At 70.2% G+C, this 16,759-nt stretch carries 16 protein-coding genes; 10 read left to right on the top strand and 6 right to left on the bottom strand.

Going from position 1 to position 16,759, the window contains the following annotated elements; genetic code table 11:
• Window positions 1–7: 7 nt before the first annotated feature.
• Entirely contained in the window at window positions 8–1,507 is a 1,500-nt protein-coding gene (locus SOM11_RS04120) for a S1C family serine protease (protein WP_320477244.1), read from the bottom strand.
• A 231-nt stretch (window positions 1,508–1,738) separates the two neighbouring features.
• On the opposite strand from SOM11_RS04120, the gene SOM11_RS04115 reads away from it, so the two are divergent.
• From SOM11_RS04115 to SOM11_RS04105, 3 genes are all read left to right on the top strand, one after another.
• Window positions 1,739–2,227, top strand: coding sequence for an FHA domain-containing protein (locus tag SOM11_RS04115; protein ID WP_192060465.1), 489 nt, complete (start codon window positions 1,739–1,741; stop codon window positions 2,225–2,227).
• A complete protein-coding gene (locus SOM11_RS04110) occupies window positions 2,227–2,925 on the top strand; it encodes a MerR family transcriptional regulator (protein ID WP_192060464.1) in 699 nt (232 codons plus the stop codon). The genes SOM11_RS04115 and SOM11_RS04110 overlap by 1 nt, the downstream gene beginning before the upstream one ends.
• Before the next feature lie 157 nt (window positions 2,926–3,082).
• Complete coding sequence (locus tag SOM11_RS04105) at window positions 3,083–3,631, top strand: MerR family transcriptional regulator (RefSeq protein ID WP_192060463.1); 549 nt, start codon at window positions 3,083–3,085, stop codon at window positions 3,629–3,631.
• Between the two features lie 119 nt (window positions 3,632–3,750).
• Here SOM11_RS04105 and SOM11_RS04100 read toward each other — a convergent pair whose 3' ends face one another.
• Window positions 3,751–4,563 carry a ParA family protein gene (locus SOM11_RS04100; protein ID WP_192060462.1) on the bottom strand — a complete coding sequence of 271 codons (813 nt, stop codon included), beginning with the start codon at window positions 4,561–4,563 and terminating at the stop codon, window positions 3,751–3,753.
• A gap of 93 nt (window positions 4,564–4,656) precedes the next feature.
• On the opposite strand from SOM11_RS04100, the gene SOM11_RS04095 reads away from it, so the two are divergent.
• Window positions 4,657–5,154, top strand: coding sequence for a peptide deformylase (locus SOM11_RS04095; protein ID WP_192060461.1), 498 nt, complete (start codon window positions 4,657–4,659; stop codon window positions 5,152–5,154).
• Window positions 5,155–5,202: 48 nt separating this feature from the next.
• On the opposite strand, the gene SOM11_RS04090 is transcribed toward SOM11_RS04095, so the two are convergent.
• Entirely contained in the window at window positions 5,203–7,041 is a 1,839-nt protein-coding gene (locus SOM11_RS04090; protein WP_320477243.1) for an AMP-dependent synthetase/ligase, read from the bottom strand.
• Between the two features lie 102 nt (window positions 7,042–7,143).
• Here SOM11_RS04090 and SOM11_RS04085 point away from each other — a divergent pair, with 102 nt between their 5' ends.
• From SOM11_RS04085 to SOM11_RS04075, 3 genes are all read left to right on the top strand, one after another.
• Window positions 7,144–8,094 carry an ROK family glucokinase gene (locus SOM11_RS04085; protein ID WP_243213970.1) on the top strand — a complete coding sequence of 317 codons (951 nt, stop codon included), beginning with the start codon at window positions 7,144–7,146 and terminating at the stop codon, window positions 8,092–8,094.
• A gap of 64 nt (window positions 8,095–8,158) precedes the next feature.
• Entirely contained in the window at window positions 8,159–8,848 is a 690-nt protein-coding gene (locus tag SOM11_RS04080; protein WP_192060458.1) for a lysophospholipid acyltransferase family protein, read from the top strand.
• 55 nt (window positions 8,849–8,903) lie between these two features.
• Window positions 8,904–10,274 (top strand): class II 3-deoxy-7-phosphoheptulonate synthase, encoded by a 1,371-nt coding sequence (locus SOM11_RS04075; protein ID WP_320477242.1) that lies wholly within the window; start codon window positions 8,904–8,906, stop codon window positions 10,272–10,274.
• Window positions 10,275–10,365: 91 nt separating this feature from the next.
• Here the strand turns inward: SOM11_RS04075 and pknB are convergent, their stop codons facing one another.
• A complete protein-coding gene (pknB, locus tag SOM11_RS04070; protein ID WP_320477241.1) occupies window positions 10,366–12,339 on the bottom strand; it encodes a Stk1 family PASTA domain-containing Ser/Thr kinase in 1,974 nt (657 codons plus the stop codon).
• Between the two features lie 86 nt (window positions 12,340–12,425).
• Window positions 12,426–13,745 carry a LysM peptidoglycan-binding domain-containing protein gene (locus SOM11_RS04065; protein WP_320477240.1) on the bottom strand — a complete coding sequence of 440 codons (1,320 nt, stop codon included), beginning with the start codon at window positions 13,743–13,745 and terminating at the stop codon, window positions 12,426–12,428.
• 226 nt (window positions 13,746–13,971) lie between these two features.
• Between SOM11_RS04065 and SOM11_RS04060 the strand changes: the two genes are divergently transcribed.
• A complete protein-coding gene (locus tag SOM11_RS04060; RefSeq protein ID WP_341850017.1) occupies window positions 13,972–14,331 on the top strand; it encodes an Rv2175c family DNA-binding protein in 360 nt (119 codons plus the stop codon).
• A gap of 60 nt (window positions 14,332–14,391) precedes the next feature.
• Here SOM11_RS04060 and SOM11_RS04055 read toward each other — a convergent pair whose 3' ends face one another.
• Window positions 14,392–15,513 (bottom strand): polyprenyl synthetase family protein, encoded by a 1,122-nt coding sequence (locus SOM11_RS04055; RefSeq protein WP_243213972.1) that lies wholly within the window; start codon window positions 15,511–15,513, stop codon window positions 14,392–14,394.
• 98 nt (window positions 15,514–15,611) lie between these two features.
• Here SOM11_RS04055 and SOM11_RS04050 point away from each other — a divergent pair, with 98 nt between their 5' ends.
• Both SOM11_RS04050 and mraZ read left to right on the top strand, forming a co-directional pair.
• On the top strand, window positions 15,612–16,016 hold the full coding sequence (locus tag SOM11_RS04050; protein ID WP_192060454.1) for a DUF3040 domain-containing protein: 405 nt from the start codon (window positions 15,612–15,614) through the stop codon (window positions 16,014–16,016).
• Between the two features lie 299 nt (window positions 16,017–16,315).
• The gene (mraZ, locus tag SOM11_RS04045; RefSeq protein ID WP_192060453.1) at window positions 16,316–16,747 is read left to right on the top strand and encodes a division/cell wall cluster transcriptional repressor MraZ; all 432 of its coding nucleotides are present in this window, start codon (window positions 16,316–16,318) and stop codon (window positions 16,745–16,747) included.
• Window positions 16,748–16,759 lie beyond the last annotated feature (12 nt).

The following is a 16,759-nucleotide window of genomic DNA, read 5'->3' as shown; positions in this document are numbered from 1 at the left end:
CTGCGGCTCAGGCGGCGGGGCCGTCGCCGAGGGTGACCGTGGCGGTGTGCGAGGCGCCGGCGGCGTCGGTCCAGGCGAGCGAGACGCTGTCGCCCGACTCGTGGGCCTGCACGGCCGCGGTGAGAGCCGACGCGTCGGCGACGGGGGTGCCGTCGAGCGCGGTGATCGTGTCGCCGGCGGCGAGGCCCGCCGACTCCGCGGCGCTGCCCGCGACGGTTCCGGCGATGGGCACACCGGTCGTGGCGGCACCCGTCGCGGTCTGCGAGATCTGAGCTCCGAGGAACGGCGGCAGCCCGATTCGGATAGTGTCGCTGCCGTTCCCGGCGACGATCTGCTTGGCGATGCTCAGCGCGTCGTCGATGGGGATGGCGTAGCCCGTGATCGGGGTGGTGCCCGAGGAGGCGGCCGTCACGATCCCGACGACGTCGCCGTCAGCATCGCGCAGCGGCCCGCCGGAGTCGCCGGACACGACGTCCGACTGGATCTCGATCAGGCCCGAGAGCGACTCGCCGCCGGTGCCGGTCTCGCTCTGCACCTGGATCGACTGGTCGGTGGCGAGCACGCTTCCCGCCGCGGTCACGAGGTCGCCCGTGCCGTCGGCGTTGCCCGTGGAGTGCACGGCGTCGTCGACCGACACGGAGTCGGAGTCGCCGAACGACACGGGGGTGAGCCCCGAGGCGTCCTGCAGCTGCAACACGGCGACGTCGTTCGTGGCGTCGGTCCCCACGACGTCGGCGGTGTACGAGCGCCCGGTCGTCTCGTCGGTCACCTCGATGCTCGTGGCGCCCTGCACGACGTGGTTGTTCGTCAGGATGAGCCCGTCGGCGTCGAGGATCATGCCGGTGCCCGCCGACTTGTACGAGTCGTCGTAGTTCAGGGTGGAGACGATCGTCACCACGCCGGCCGTCTCGTCCGACGTGGCTGCGGTGGCGCTCGACTCGGCGCCGCCCGAGGATCCCTGCGTGCCGCCCTGCGCTCCGTCGCCGGTGCCGCCCTGCGTCCCGCCGCTGCCCCGGCCGTCTCCGAACGGGGACGTGCCCGTCCCGCCCTCGGGCGACGTGTACTGCGGGGCGAGCTCGATCGACTGCTGCTGCGACGCCGCCTGGGCCGCCGCGATGCCGGCGGTGTGCCCGATGGCGTAGGCCGCGCCTCCCGCCCCGCCGGCGCCGAGCACGAGGGCCGCGGCCGCGCCGGTCAGCAGCACCCAGCGCTTCGGGCGGCGGGTCTCCCGAGGGCGTGCGAACGCGGCGGGGACCGACTCCGTGCCGGAGGCGGTGGTCGGGCCCGCGGTCGAGCTCGCGTCGTACGACTGGTGGGCCGTGTCGTGCGCGCCCGTCGACGACGGCGCGTTCACGTAGCGTGCGTCCGACGATCCGGTGACGTGGGGCAGCGTGCGGGCGTCCGCCGGGGCTGTCGGCGTCGGCGCCGGCGTCGTCGTCGCGTCGTCGGTGGGGCGTCCGGGTGCGCCGTCGGTTCCGTCGGTCGTGTCGCTCTCGTGGTCGTTCATGGGGTGCCTCCAGGTGCGGTGGTGGTGCGGTGAGACAAGAGAAGCTCCCGTTCCCATGGAATCCCTATGACCCACCTCGGAGGCAGTGGGGAGTTCCGTGAGGACCAGCCCAGGAGGCGCGGGCCGGTCCGTCTCCGGGATGACGCCGTCCTCCGCGAGAGCCGTTCCGCCTCCGACGTTGCGGACGAGGTCCCGACTTCCGATACGCTGGGAGGCCGAAGGAGGTCCACGATGGCAGAGCACGCCAATCAGGTACCCGGCGAGCACCCCGGTGCTCAGGGCGCCCATCGCGAGGTCGACACCACCCTGAGTTTCAACGAGGAGTTCCAGGCGCAGCTGGCGGCCCTCGAGGGTGGCGTCTCGACCGACGAGCGCGATGCCGTCGCGGCGCTCCCGTCCGGCTCGGCGCTGCTGGTCGTCCGTCGCGGCCCGAACATCGGCGCGCGCTTCCTCCTCGACTCGGATGTCACCGTGGCCGGTCGCCACCCCGATGCCGGCATCTTCCTCGACGACGTCACCGTCAGTCGGAAGCACGCCGAGTTCCGTCGCCAGGGCACCTCCTTCAGCGTCGTCGACCTCGGTTCGCTGAACGGCACCTACTTCGACGGCGTCCGCATCGACGAGGCCCTGCTGAGCGACGGTGCCGAGGTGCAGGTCGGCAAGTTCCGTCTGACGTTCTACGCATCGCGCGTCGACCTGGCGCACCTGGCGATCCAGTAGTGCCCCGACCCGCCGCCGCTCGGTCGCCGCAGACCGGGCAGACGGATCTCCTCACCATCGGGCAGGTGCTGTCACGACTCAAGCCGGAGTTCCCCGATCTCAGCAACAGCAAGCTGCGATTCCTCGAAGAGCGAGAGCTCGTCACCCCGGTGCGGACCCCATCCGGCTACCGCAAGTTCTCACCAGCCGATGTCGAGCGTCTCCGCTTCATCCTCGGCCTCCAGCGCGACCACTACCTCCCGCTCAAAGTCATCCGGCAGCACCTGGCCGACCTCGACGCCGGTCGTCCGACCGCACTGCCCCCGGGGGCCGGCGGCGTGTCGCTGGTCACGTCCCCTCGACGACTCTCGCGAGACGAGCTCATCGCCCGCACCGGGGCGACCCCTGCGCTCCTCGACGACGCGGTCGCCGCGTCGCTGATCCCCGCCGTCGAGCACCACGGCGACGAGTCCGTGACCGTCCTCGCCGCCCTCGTCGAGCTGCGGAAGACCGGTATCGAGCCCCGGCACCTCCGCACCGTCCGGGTCGCCGCAGAACGCGAGCTCGATCTGATCGAGTCGGCCGTCGCCTCGGTGGCCCGGCGTCGCGACGCCGCGGGTCGAGCCCGCGTGGCCGAGCTGTCGCGCGAGCTCGCCGAGCAGCTGGACGTCGTCCGCCGCTCCCTCGTCCGGTCGGCCCTCGACCGTCTCGACACGTAGACGCGCGGCCGCGCGGCGAATATCCTCGACACGCCGAGGTCTCCACGCGAATGTCGCCTGGTCGAGGTTCCCATGTGGGTACCGTGGGTCCAGGTCAAACCATCAACCCGACGTTGAACGTTCCGGGTCTGGGCAGAACACAGCGGAAGGCAACGGCATGAGTGAGTCAGGTTCCCCCGAGGGGTCCCGCTACGAGCTGGGGCTGCTGTTCACCGACGGGATGCCCGACCTCGACGCCGACAGCGGCTACCGGGGCACGGTCGCCGCCCGAGCCGCGGGCATCAGCTATCGCCAGCTCGACTACTGGGCCCGTACGGGGCTGGTCGAGCCGACCATCCGCAGCGCGGCGGGGTCCGGCTCCCAGCGGCTCTACGGCTTCCGCGACATCCTCGTCCTCAAGCTCGTCAAGCGACTGCTCGACACCGGCATCTCCCTCCAGCAGATCCGCACCGCGGTCAACCAGCTCCGCGAGTCCGGTGTCAGCGACCTGGCCCAGACGACGCTGATGTCCGACGGTGCGAGCGTCTACCTGTGCACCTCCGACGACGAGGTCATCGACCTCGTGAGCCGCGGCCAGGGCGTCTTCGGCATCGCCGTCGGCAAGGTGCTGCGCGAGGTCGAGACCAGCCTGGTCGAGCTCGACAGCACGCCTGCCGCCGACCCGTCCGACGAGCTCGCGGCCCGTCGCGACTCCCGCGCCAGCTGACCCACCCGGCGCCGGTGCGCCCTCCGAGACCGACGTACCCGGACAGATGACGAGAAGAGCCCCCACCGGCCGGTGGGGGCTCTTCTCGTGTCAGTGGTGGGCGCCGCCGGCTGCGACGATCAGCGGGTCGCGGGCTCGGCGTAGTCGCCGATCTTGGCCGTCCGCATGATGCGCTCGAGCAGCTGATCGAAGTTCCGCGCCATCTCCTGGGCGCTCTCGCCGGGCCAGACGTGCAGCGGCTTGGCCGCACCCTGCGCCTGCTGCAACGACGTGCGCTCGGGCAGCTGCGGGCTGAGGACGAGCGGGCCGAACATGTCGCGGAGCTCCTTGATGCGGAACTGGTGCTCGATCGACTGCACCCGGGCGCGGTTCACGATGATCCCGAGGGGCTGGAGGCGCGGCGAGAGACCTCGACGGATCTCCTCGATGGCACGGAGCGCGCGATCCGCCGCGGCGACGCTGAAGAGGCCGGGCTCGGTCACGACCGTGACGCGGTCCGAGGCCGCCCATGCCGTGCGGGTGAGCGCGTTGAGCGAGGGTGCGCAGTCGATCAGGACGAGGTCGTAATCGGCCTCGACGTTGGCCAGCGCCTCCTCGAGCTTCCAGATGTCGCGGATCGACGGGTGCGGGCCGTCGAAGTTGATGGCGGACGGGCTGCCGATCATGACGTCGACCTTGCCCTGGCTGCCCTTCGTCCAACCGCTCGGCGCGATGGCCGCTCGGACGGTCTTCTCCTTCGGCGAGGCCAGGACGTCGGCCACGTTGAGGTGGCCGGCCACGGTGATGTCGAGACCGGTCGAGACGTCCGACTGCGGATCGAGGTCGACGACGAGGGTTCTGAGGCCTTTGGCGAAGGCGGCCGACGTGAGTCCGAGCGTCACCGTCGTCTTGCCGACGCCCCCCTTGAGAGAGCTGACGCTGAGTACATGCACGAGCCACACGATACCTTCACTACTGTTGAAGCACCTAAAAGCCACGTCGGCGACCTCGATTCCCCTGCCACTCCCACCTTGGAGGTGCACGCCGTGAGCGTGAGATCCATCCGCCTGTTCGGCGACCCGGTCCTCCGGTCGCCCTCCGATCCCGTGACGATCGGCGACCCGCGGCTCGCGTCGCTCGTCGCCGACCTGCTCGACACCGTCCGCGAGCCGGGCCGTGCCGGTGTGGCGGCGGCGCAGATCGGTGTCAATCTTCGGGCGTTCAGCTACAACGTCGACGGCGACGTCGGCTACGTGCTGAACCCCGTGCTGGTCGAGACGTCGGGTGAGCGCGAGCTCGTCGACGAGGGGTGCCTCTCGGTGCCCGGGTTCTGGTTCCCGACTCCGCGCTGGTCGTACGCCCGGGTCGAGGGCGTGGACCTCGACGGCGAGCCGGTCGTGCTCGAGGGCACCGGTTTGATGGCTCAGGCCCTGCAGCACGAGACGGATCACCTCGACGGCACGCTCTACGTCATGACGCTCGAGCCTGCCACGCGACGCGAGGCCCTGCGGGAGATCCGCATGAGCGACTGGTGGCGAGCCTGACCGACGATCAGGAGCCCGGCCGACCGATGGGCCGGCCGGGCGCACGACTCAGCGCTTCGGCTCGGTGACCGTCCGCACCGAGTCGGTGCTGGGGTACACCGTGTAGAGGTCCGCGATCTGCGGCGCGAAGTCCTTGACGATGACGGCGCGTTTGATGCTCATCTTGGGCGTCAGGTGGCCGCTCTGCTCCGTGAACTCGGTGGGGAGCACGATGAACTTGCGGATCGATTCGGCGCGCGAGACCGCGGTGTTCGCCTCGTCGACGGCCCGTTGGATCTCCGCGATCACGCCGGGATGCTCCGCCGCCTCCGCGAGCGGCATGTCGGCGGCCTCACCGGCGTTGTTCAACCACACGGGCAGCATCTCGGTGTCGAGCGTCACCAGCGCCGAGATGAACGGCTTCTGATCTCCGACCACGACGACCTGAGCGACGAGGGGGTTGGCGCGGATAGGGTCCTCGAGCACGGCCGGTGCGACGTTCTTGCCGCCCGCCGTCACGATGATCTCCTTCTTGCGGCCGGTGATCGTGAGATAGCCGTCGGCGTCGAGGGAGCCGAGGTCCCCGGTGCGGAACCAGCCGTCCGACAGGACCTCGGCAGTGCCTTCGGGGTCGTTCCAGTAGCCGGCGAAGACGTTCTCGCCCTTCACGGAGATCTCACCGTCGTCGTCCGTGCGGATCGAGACGCCGGGCAGCGCGGGGCCGACCGTGCCGATCTTGAACTTCGAGACGAGATTGACCGATGCCGGCGCGGTGGTCTCGGTGAGTCCGTACCCCTCGAGGATCCGGATGTCGAGACTGCGGAAGAAGTGTCCGAGCCTCGTGCCGAGCGGCGCGGAGCCCGACACGGCGTACCTGATGTTCCCGCCCATGGCCTTCTTCAGCTTGCTGTAGACGAGTCGGTCGAACAGGGCGAAGCGCAGCTTCAGCCCCAGGGGCACGGCGCCCTCGTCGAGCGCCTTGCTGTGGGCGATGGCGACCGCGACGGCACGACGGAAGATGGCGCCCTTGCCGCCGGCCTCGGCCTTCTGCTCGGCGGAGTTGTAGACCTTCTCGAACACGCGGGGGACCGCCAGCAGGAACGACGGCTTGAACGACGCGAGAGACGGCAGCAGCTGCTTCGTGTCGGCCTGGTGACCGACCCGGACGCCCGCATGGACGGACATCACGGCGATGAAGCGCGCGAAGACGTGCGCGGTGGTGATGAAGAGGAGCGTCGACGACCCCGGTGCGACGACGTCGGACATGGCGTGCGCGGCGTTGCGGCTCGTCTCGACGAAGTTCGCGTGGGTGAGCATGCAGCCCCGCGGCCGCCCGGTGGTGCCGGAGGTGTAGATGATGGTCGCGAGATCGCTCGGCCCGGCGGCGGACCGGCGGCGCTCGAGCTCGTCGTCGGCGACGTCGACTCCTGCGGCCGCGAGCTTGTCGAGATCTCCGAGATCGATCTGCCAGACGTGGGCGACCTCGGGCAGCTCGGGGTGGACCTCGTCGAAACGGGCGAAGTGGTCGGCCGTCTCGAGGATGAGCGCGACGGCCCCCGAGTCGCTGAGGTTCCAATGCACCTGGGCAGGCGACGAGGTCTCGTACACCGGTACGAGCAGGGCTCCGGCGAACCAGGTGGCGAAGTCGACGAGAGTCCACTCGTAGCGGGTCCGGCACATGAGCCCGACGGCGTCGCCGGGGCGGATGCCCGAGGCGATCAGACCCTTGGCGAGGGCGCGGACCTGGGCGAGGAACTCCGCGGCCGTGACGTCCGACCAGCCTCCGACGCCGTCGGGGACGGCGAACAGTGCTGCGTCGGGCGTGGCCTCGGCGCGATCGATCAAGAGGTCGGTCGCGTTGGCGTTCACGTCGGGCTCCAGGGCGAGGGGGACGGTGTGTTCGTTCACGGCAGCTCCTTCGGTACCGAACGATGGTCCCCACACCCTAGCGGGGAGCCCGTCGGAGCGGGATGCCTGGCCGAGCGGGGGCCGGGGATAGACTCGATCCTCGTGCAGGCAATCGGAATCGACATCGGTGGAACGAAGATCGCGGGTGGCGTCGTCACCGAGCTGGGCGAGATCGTCGCCGAGAGGCGGGTGCCGACGCCGGCGGGCGACTCGAAGGCCATCGTCGACGCCGTCGTCGAGATGATCACGTCGCTGCAGTCCGAGCACGGCGACGTCGTCGCCGCGGGCGTGGCCGCCCCCGGATTCATCGACGCGGCCCAGTCGACCGTCTACTACACGCCGAACATCGCGTGGCGGAACGAGCCCCTCCGGGCGCTGCTGTCCGAGCGCCTCGACCTGCACATCACGATCGACAACGACGCGAACGCCGCAGGCTGGGCCGAGTTCCGCTTCGGCGCAGGGCGACTCGCGAGCGACATGACCATGCTCACCATCGGCACGGGCGTCGGCGGGGCGATCGTCGCTCAAGACCGCCTCCTGCGCGGTGGCTTCGGCACGGGCGGCGAGCTCGGTCACCTGCGCGTGGTCCCCGACGGTCTCCCGTGCGGCTGCGGTGCCCGCGGGTGCATCGAGCAGTACGGCTCGGGCCGGGCGCTCCTCCGCATGGCCGGCGAGGTCGCCGACCGCCCCGGTGCCGGCGCCGCTCTGGCAGCGGTCCGCGAGTCCCGGGGCGAGCTGACCGGTCACGACGTCGGCGAGCTCCTCAAGGAGGGCGATCCGGGGGCGGTCGAGGCGCTCCGCGAGCTGGGCGGCTGGCTGGGTCAGGCCGCCGCCTCCCTGTCCGTCGTCCTCGATCCCCAGGTCTTCGTCTTCGGCGGCGGCGTCGCCCAGTCGGGGGAGCTGCTGCTCGCTCCCGTCCGCGAGGCGTACCTCGCGCACCTCCCGGCGCGGGGCTATCACCCCGAGCCCGACTTCGTCATCGCCGAGCTCGTCAACGACGCCGGCGTCGTCGGCGCCGCCGACCTCGCCCGGCTGCACGCCACCGGGCTCTGATCCGAACCGGTCGCTCCGCGATCGGAACCGCCCACCGCACCATCGTCCGACGAGAGATGCATCGATGCTCTACTGGTTCCTGAAGACACTCATCGCGACACCCCTGGTGCTCTCGGTGTTCCGGCCCTGGGTCCGGGGCGCCGAGCACGTGCCCGAGACGGGCGCGGTGATCTTCGCCAGCAACCACCTCTCGTTCGTCGACTCGATCTTCCTGCCCATCGCCCTCGACCGACGCATCTCGTTCCTCGCCAAGAGCGACTACTTCACCGGCAAGGGCGTCAAGGGCTGGGCCATGCGGCTGTTCTTCACGGCGACGGGTCAGCTGTCCATCGACCGTTCGGGCGGCAAGGCGTCGGAGGCGTCGTTGGCCACCGGTCTCTCGGTGCTGAGCCGCGGCGAGCAGCTCGGCATCTACCCCGAGGGCACGCGCAGCCCCGACGGTCGCCTCTACCGCGGTCGCACCGGTGTGGCCCGGATGATCCTCGAGGGCCACGTGCCCGTCATCCCCGTGGCGATGATCGACACCGAGAAGGTCATGAAGACGGGCACGAAGATCCCCAAGATCCGTCGGGTCGGCGTGGTCTTCGGCGAGCCCCTGGACTTCAGCCGCTTCGAGGGCATGGAGGGCGACCGGTTCATCCTCCGCTCCATCACCGACGAGATCATGTACGAGCTCAACGCCCTGAGCGGTCAGGAGTACGCCGACGTGTACGCCTCCAGCGTCAAAGAGAAGCGCTCGGGGTCTTCGCGGTAGGCTCGCTCGTCGGGGTCGTTCGACCCCGAGCCCGCTTACGCTCGCAAGGAAGACCGTGACCCAGCCCAGAGAACCGTTCGCCACGTCCGACACCGACGTCGTCGAGGGTCTCGACTATTGGCGCACCCTTCCCATCAAGCAGCAGCCGTCGTGGCCCGACGCCGCGGCGGTCGAGGCGGCCTCCGCCGAGATCGCCACCCTGCCGCCGCTCGTCTTCGCGGGCGAGGTCGACACCCTCCGGTCCAGGCTCGCTTCGGCGGCTCGCGGCGAGGCGTTCCTCCTCCAGGGGGGCGACTGCGCCGAGACCTTCGCAGGGGCCACCGCCGACCAGATCCGCGACCGGGTGAAGACCATCCTCCAGATGGCGGTCGTCCTCACCTACGGCGCCTCGATGCCCGTCATCAAGATGGGCCGGATGGCCGGTCAGTTCGCGAAGCCCCGCTCCAGCGACGACGAGACGCGCGACGGCGTGACCCTCCCGGCCTACCGCGGCGACATCGTCAACGGCTACGACTTCACCCCCGAGTCGCGTCGGGCCGATCCGGCTCGACTGGTCAAGGGGTACCACACCTCGGCATCGACGATAAACCTCATCCGAGCCTTCACCCAGGGCGGCTTCGCCGATCTCCGTCAGGTCCACAGCTGGAACCGGGGCTTCGCGGCCAATCCCGCGAACGCCGCGTACGAGCACCTGGCGAAGGAGATCGACAAGGCCATCCGGTTCATGGAGGCCGCCGGGGCCGACTTCGACGAGCTCAAGCGCGTCGAGTTCTACACCAGCCACGAGGGGCTGCTGATGGACTACGAGCGCCCCATGACACGGATCGACTCCCGCACGGGCGACCCGTACCTCCTGTCGTCGCACTTCGTCTGGATCGGCGAGCGCACCCGCGACCTCGACGGCGCCCACGTCGACTTCCTGTCGCGCGTCCGCAACCCGATCGGGGTCAAGCTCGGGCCGAGCACGACGCCCGACGACATGATGCGCCTGATCGACAAGCTCGACCCCGAGCGCGAGCCCGGTCGTCTGACCTTCATCACCCGCATGGGGGCGAAGAGGATCCGCGACGCCCTGCCGCCGCTGCTCGAGGCGATTACGCGGGCCGATGCGACTCCGCTCTGGGTCAGCGACCCGATGCACGGCAACGGTCTCACCACGCCGACGGGCTACAAGACCCGTCGCTTCGACGAGATCATGGACGAGGTCAAGGGCTTCTTCGAGGCGCACCGCGCCGCGGGCACGCACCCGGGCGGCATCCACATCGAGCTGACCGGCGACGACGTGACGGAGTGCCTCGGCGGCTCCGAGCACATCGACGAGGCCACCTTGGCGACGCGGTACGAGTCGCTCTGCGACCCGCGCCTCAACCACATGCAGTCGCTCGAGCTGGCGTTCCTCGTGGCGGAGGAGCTCGCGGCGAACTGACCCGCACCTCCTCGTCGCCTCGGGCCCCTGTCGATTCCCGGCAGGGGCCCGTCGTCGATTCAGGAGGCGCGGGTCGCGCCGCCGAGGAGTCTCACTCGACCCGGTAGCTGAGCCTGATCGTCGACCCTGCGGCCACGACGCTCCCGGGTGCCGGGTCGGTGGCGGTGACGGGCAGCGAGGCCTTCCAGTCGTAGAAGGCGCAGGTGAAGTTGAGGCAGTCGTCGAAGTCGGCGAAGAGGCCGAGGGCCTCGAGCTGCGCGGTGGCGTCGTCGATGGTCTGACCGGTGACGTCGGGGACGGTGACCGGAGCCGGGCCGTCCGAGACGATCAGGTCGATGGTGTCACCGGGTGTGACCGGACCCTGCTCCGTCGGCTGAGCGCGGATGACCGACCCGGCCTCCATCTCGCCGCTGTACTCGCTGCCCGACTGCGTGCCGACGAGACCGGCCCCGGTCAGCTCGGACTGGGCGTCTTCCAGGGTCTGGCCGACGACATCGGGCACGGGGCCGAGCGACACGGTCAGCGTGATCGGCTGCTGTTCGCCGTACTCGGCTCCAGCCGACAGGCCGACCGCGTTCCCGTCCCCGCCGACGCCGGCGATGCCGATCACTGTCCCCTCGTCTTTGGCGTCGAACTGGCGGACGGGCTCCTCGACGGAGAAGTCGGACAGAGCCGCCCGGGCCGCGTCGAGGGTGGCGCCGAGCACCTCCGGGATCGCGATCTGCCGGGGGCCCTGCGACACCACGAGGGTCACCGTCGACCCCTTCTGCAGGGCGGTGCTCGCCTGCGGGTCCGTGGCGGTGACCTGGCCGGCCGGCACCACGGGGGAGAAGTCGCTGCGGTTGTCGGGGGCCACCGTGAAGCCCTCGTCGATGAGCTGCGCGGCGGCGGCCGCCGGGTCCTTCCCCGAGACATCGGGAACCTGGGCCTGAGCGCCGGGGCCGGAGCCGAAGTACCAACCCGCGCCGCCGGCGAGCAGCGCGAGCACCACCACGACGACGAGCCAGATCGCCCCGCGCCGGTGTCGACGGGCGGCGAGAGCCTGCAGGCGGTCGGCGTTGCCGTCTTCGGTGGCGGGGCCGACCGGTCCGGTCCGGTGGCGGGCTCTGGGCACGACCTCGGTGTCGCCCGTCGCGCCCGCCGCCGAGAAGCCCGGCAGCACCGCCGTCGCCGCGGCGGAGGGGAGGACCATCGTGCGGTTCGGCGGGGGACCGGAGGGGTCGGCCAGCGCGCGCTGGACGTCGAGCAGCTGGTCGAGCAGCGCCCGCGCGTCGCGGGGACGGTGCTCGGGGTCGCGAGCCGTGGCCCAGAGCACGAGCTCGTCCAGTTCGACGGGCACCGACGGGTTCACGATGCCGGGAGCCGGAACGGTGTCGTTGGCGTGCTGGTAGGCGATCTGCATGGGCTGGTCGCCCTTGTACGGCTGCTCGCCCGTCAGCATCTCGTAGAGCATGATGCCGAGGGCGTAGATGTCGCTGCGCGTGTCGGCGATGCCCCGGGTCACGAGTTCGGGCGAGAGATAGGCGATGGTGCCGAGCAGGGCGGCCCCGGTCGCCGTGTTGGCCGTCGCCGCCCGGGCCAGCCCGAAGTCGCCGATCTTGATGCGGCCGTCGTCGGCGAGCAGGACGTTCTCGGGCTTGAGGTCGCGGTGCACGATGCCCGCGCGGTGCGCGGCCGCGAGACCTGCCAGCACGGCTTCCATGATGTCCATCGCCTGCTCGGGGGTGAGGACCTTGTGGTCCTGCAGCAGCTCCCGGAGGGTGATGCCCGGCAGGTACTCCATCACCAGGTAGGCGGAGTCGTCGTCCTGGCCCTGGTCGAAGACGTTGACGACGTTCGGGTGCGCCAGGCGTGCCGCCGAGCGCGCCTCCTGGATGAAGCGCTCCTTGAACGAGGCGTCGTCGGCGAGGTGGCCGTGCATGATCTTGATCGCGACGCGGCGCTCGAGTCGGAGGTCGGTCGCGAGGTAGACGGTGGCCATCCCGCCACGCGCGATCCGTGAACGGACCTGGTACCGATCGTCGATGAGCCGGCCGATCATCGGGTCAGTCTGGTTCACGCTCACGGCGCCGATTTTACGGTGCTACGGGCCGCCGGTCGCTCCGAATCACCGGCCGGAGCCGAAGTCGCCCGGCGGGGAGATCGTGCGGCCTAGCCCAGAGCGGCCAGCCAGGAGGCGGCCGACGACTCCCACTTGGCGTACGCGGTCGGGTGACCCGAGATCTGGACGGCCTGCGCCGCGCTCGTCAGCGACATGGACGACCATCCCTTGATGTCGAGCAGGCCCCGGGTGAAGCCCTTGTTGGGGTTGGTCGCGCCGCCGAAGAACAGCTTCGTGGCGTGCGTCGGGTCGAGCAGCTGCGCCCGGGTGCCCCACCCGGTGCTCGGACGCTGCTGGAAGAGCCCGACCGAGTCGCGGTCGCCGTGGTCGATGTTGCGGAGGCTCGACTCCTGTGCGGCGGCGGCGAGGGCGATCACGATGGCGCGGTCGTTCGCGCCGATCTGACGCCCGACGGAGATGATCGCCCGGGCGTTGCGCTCCTGCTCGGCGCTCAGGGACGTGCCGGCGGGCCTCGGAGTGGCGGATGTGGCGGCGGGCGTGGTGGTGGGGGCCGAGGTCGCGCCGCGACCGGGGATCGTGAGGGTCTTGCCCGCGTAGATGGTGCTGGTGATGCGCAGGCCGTTCGCCGACAGCAGCGCCGAGACGCTCGTGCCCGTCGCCGACGCGATGCGACCGATCGTGTCGCCCGACTTGATCGTGTACTTCGACCCGGTCGCCGACGACGTGGAGAGCGCAGGTGTCGCGGGCTTCTGCGGTGCGGCGGTGCTCGGCGTCGAGCCGCCCGGGACGGTGAGCTTCTGACCGGGGTAGATGATGCTCGACCAGCCGAGGCCGTTGGCCGCGAGGAGAGCCGAGGTGCCGACGCCGTGCGCCCCCGCGATCGAGCTGAGCGTGTCGCCCCGCTTGATCGTGTAGCTGCGGGCGGCTCCCGAGGAGGCGCGGGTCGGCTGAGCACCGGACCCCGCGGTCGTCAGGCTCAGTTTCTGCCCGGGGAAGATCGTCGACTTCCAGCTGAGGCCGTTGAGGGCCAGGACGGAAGCGGTGCTGAGTCCGAACGACCCGGCGATCGTCGCGACCGTGTCGCCCTTCTTCACCGTGTACGAGGAGGGGGCGATGACCGAGGCGCGGGTCGACGCGAGCTCGACCACGGCCTCCTCCACGACGGTCGCCCCGGCCGTCTCGATGGCGGGGAGCACCGGCTTGGGAGCGGCCTGGGGCTTCTTCACCTTGTCGCCCGAGTCGTCGAGCGAAGAGATCGGTCCTGTGAGACCGAGGCCCAGTGCCATGGAGCCGACCAGCATGATCGGCACGGTGTTGAGCATGGAGCGAGCGATCTTGCCGGTCGCACGCTGGTCGTCACCGGCTGTGTCGATGCGGCCGAAGGCGCTCGTCGTCGGGCTGTCGTTCATGCGGTGATCCTCGAGTCTCGGGGGGGCGAGCGCGCCGTCGGCCTGATTCGGACGGCGTGTCTCGAAGATATCAAGTTGACACAGGTGGTGTGTCAAGTCAATCACCGTGACTGCTGTGACTCCGTTGACTGCTGTGACTGCTGTGACTGCTGTGACTGCAGTGACTTTTGAGGTCGGTGTCATTGGCGAGGAGGCACGTCGCCGCCGGGCATGGCAAGGTTGACCGGTGATCGATCTCTCTGCGCAGTCCTGGTTCTCCGACACCGAGTGGTTGGCGGTGCCCGACCTCGTCGAGAAGACGGGCATGAGCGTCAGTCGGGTCCGTCGCCTCTTCGACGACCACGCCCTCGTGGGTGCCAAGGTGGCTGGCGCGCTGCGGACCCCGTCGGTCTTCCTCGATGTGGACGGGCAGCCGCGAAGCGATCTCCGGGGCACGATCACCGTGCTGCACGACAACGGGTTCAGCGATGAGGAGACCCTCGACTGGTTGATGTCGACGGAGGAGTCGCTTGCCACCAGTCCCATCGAGGCCCTCCGGGCCGGTCGCAAGGCCGAGGTCCGACGCGTCGCACAGGGTCTCCTCTGACGCAGCCGCTGGTCGCTCCGCCGACGATGCCGACTGCGGAGTCGCCGCCCCCGCGGTGCGCTACGACGTCCGGCGTGTGACCGTGTCGGCGAGGCGCGTGAGCTGAGCGCGCGCCGACGGCGCGAGCCCCGAGCGGTCGAGGGCGTGCGTGGCTCGCTCGACCTGGTCGCTGATCGACTGCTCGACGGCGTCGACCGCGCCGGAGTCGCGCAGGGTCGCCTGCAGCATCGAGATCTGGTCGTCGTCGAGTTCGGGGTCGCCGAGGAGCTCGTCGAGCAGACGGACGGCGCCGGCGGGCAGAGAGCGCCGGGCCATGGCCACCAGCACGGTGCGCTTGCCCTCTCTGAGGTCGTCGCCGGCGGGCTTGCCCGTGACCTCGGGGTCGCCGAAGACGCCGAGGAGGTCGTCTCTCAGCTGGTAGGCGATTCCGAGCGGCAGGCCGAAGTGACGGAGCGACTCGAGGGCCTCGGGGGAGCCTCCGGCCATCGCCGCGCCGATGGTGAGCGGCGCCTCGACGCTGTACTTGGCCGATTTGTAGACGATCACCCGCTGCGCCCGGGGGAGGAGGTCGATGTCGTCGACCGTGCGCCAGGCGTTCTCCTCGAGGATGTCGAGGTACTGCCCGACCGTGACCTCGGTGCGCATGCGGTTGAACTCGGCCCTGGCCGCCCGAGCGGCGTCGCGGGAGGCGAGCCCGTCGAACGCCTCGGACATGAGCTCGTCGCTCCAGGCCAGGAGCAGATCGCCCATCAGGAGAGCCCCGGAGGTGCCGAACGGGGTGGGATCGCCGAGCCAGGAGCCCTCGCGGTGCAGTCGCTCGAATCGGCGGTGCGCGGACGGCATGCCCCTCCGGGTGTCGGAGTTGTCCATGATGTCGTCGTGGACGAGCGCCGCGGCGTGGAAGAACTCGAGCCCCGTGGAGGCGCCCATCACGGCGTCGAGGGAGCGTGCGTCGGGCGGCGTGCCCATGGGGTCGAACCCCGTGTCGAGACCGGCGACGGACTGCCAGCCCCAGTAGCAGAAGAGCGCCCGGAACCGCTTGCCGCCGCGCAGCAGATCGTTGGAGAAGACCGCGAACGGATCGAGGTCCGGAGCGATGGCGCGGAGCACCGGCCGCTGCCGCTCGAGGAACTGGTCTATCCGCTCTTGAACGACGTCCACTAACCGCGTACTCTCAGCCACGCTGCCTAGCCTAGCGACAGCACTCAGGCATACACTGCCAGCTACTCATACGCGTCGATCCCGAGGTCGTAGGGCCTGTGCTCGAAGGGAACACCAAGATGCCACTTTCCGAACAGGAGCAGCGGCTCCTCGACGAGATGGAGCGCAGCCTCTACAGCAACGACTCCGATTTCGTGGCGGCCGTCGGCAGTGGCCGCGGTCGACCGAACTACACGATGGTCGTCGTCGGCGTGCTGGGCGGTCTGCTCGGCATCGCCGTCATCGTCGCCGGGGTCATCCTGCGCCAGCCGCTCGTCGGCGTCCTCGGGTTCGTCCTCGTCGTGGCCGGTGCGCTCTTCGCCATCGCCCCGCCGAAGCGCAAGGGCGCGTCCGTCCCGCCGCCGCCGAGCTCGTCCCGGTCGTCGAGCACTCGGACGACCGCATCCGGCAGGTCGTCGGCCAGCATGATGGACCGCCTCAACGAGCGCTGGGATCGCCGCAACGACGGCGACGGTGGTCGGTAACCGACTTCCTCCACAGCGCTCCACCGATCTCAGGGGTCGGCCTCCGGGCCGGCCCCTTCGGCGTGCACGGGGCTCTGAGACCGGCCGTTTCGGCGATGGGACGTGCTCCAGCTCGTCGACCCGCTCCTCCTGCAGTCCTGCTGCTCCCTCTTCCTCCACCCCCTCGATCCGCTGAACAGCGGCGATCGAGGGGGTTTTTCTGTGCCCAGAACGGGGCTTTTCGTTGTCGAGTGGTGGGTTGTGGAGTAAAGTGGAGGTACATGGCGCCACCGGGTGCGATGCGGGAGGGGGCGAGGCGCATGTTCCTCGGCACCTACTCGCCCAAGCTCGACGAGAAAGGCCGGATCATCCTTCCCGCGAAGTTCCGTGACGAGCTGGCCTCCGGCCTCGTCATGACCCGCGGTCAGGAGCGCTGCGTGTACGTCTTCTCGCAGCGCGAGTTCGAGGACATGCACTCGCGGATCCGACAGGCGCCCATCACGAGCAAAGAGGGGCGCGACTACATGCGCCTGTTCCTGTCGGGTGCCAGCGACGAGATCCCCGACAAGCAGAACCGGGTCACCATCCCGGCTCAGCTGCGCGACTACGCCGGTCTCGGGCGCGAGCTCACCGTCATCGGCGCCGGCAACCGCGCCGAGATCTGGGCCACCGACGCCTGGAACACCTACTACGAGGCCCAAGAGGCCGCATTCGCCAACACCACGGAGGAGGTGATCCCCGGCCTCTTCTAGGTCTTCGGCCCC

The organism is Frigoribacterium sp. CFBP9029 (assembly GCF_034045305.1).
Classification (GTDB): Bacteria; Actinomycetota; Actinomycetes; order Actinomycetales; family Microbacteriaceae; genus Frigoribacterium.
Note: the sequence above shows the minus strand (reverse complement) of the source record. Positions and strands in the feature narration are given on the sequence as shown.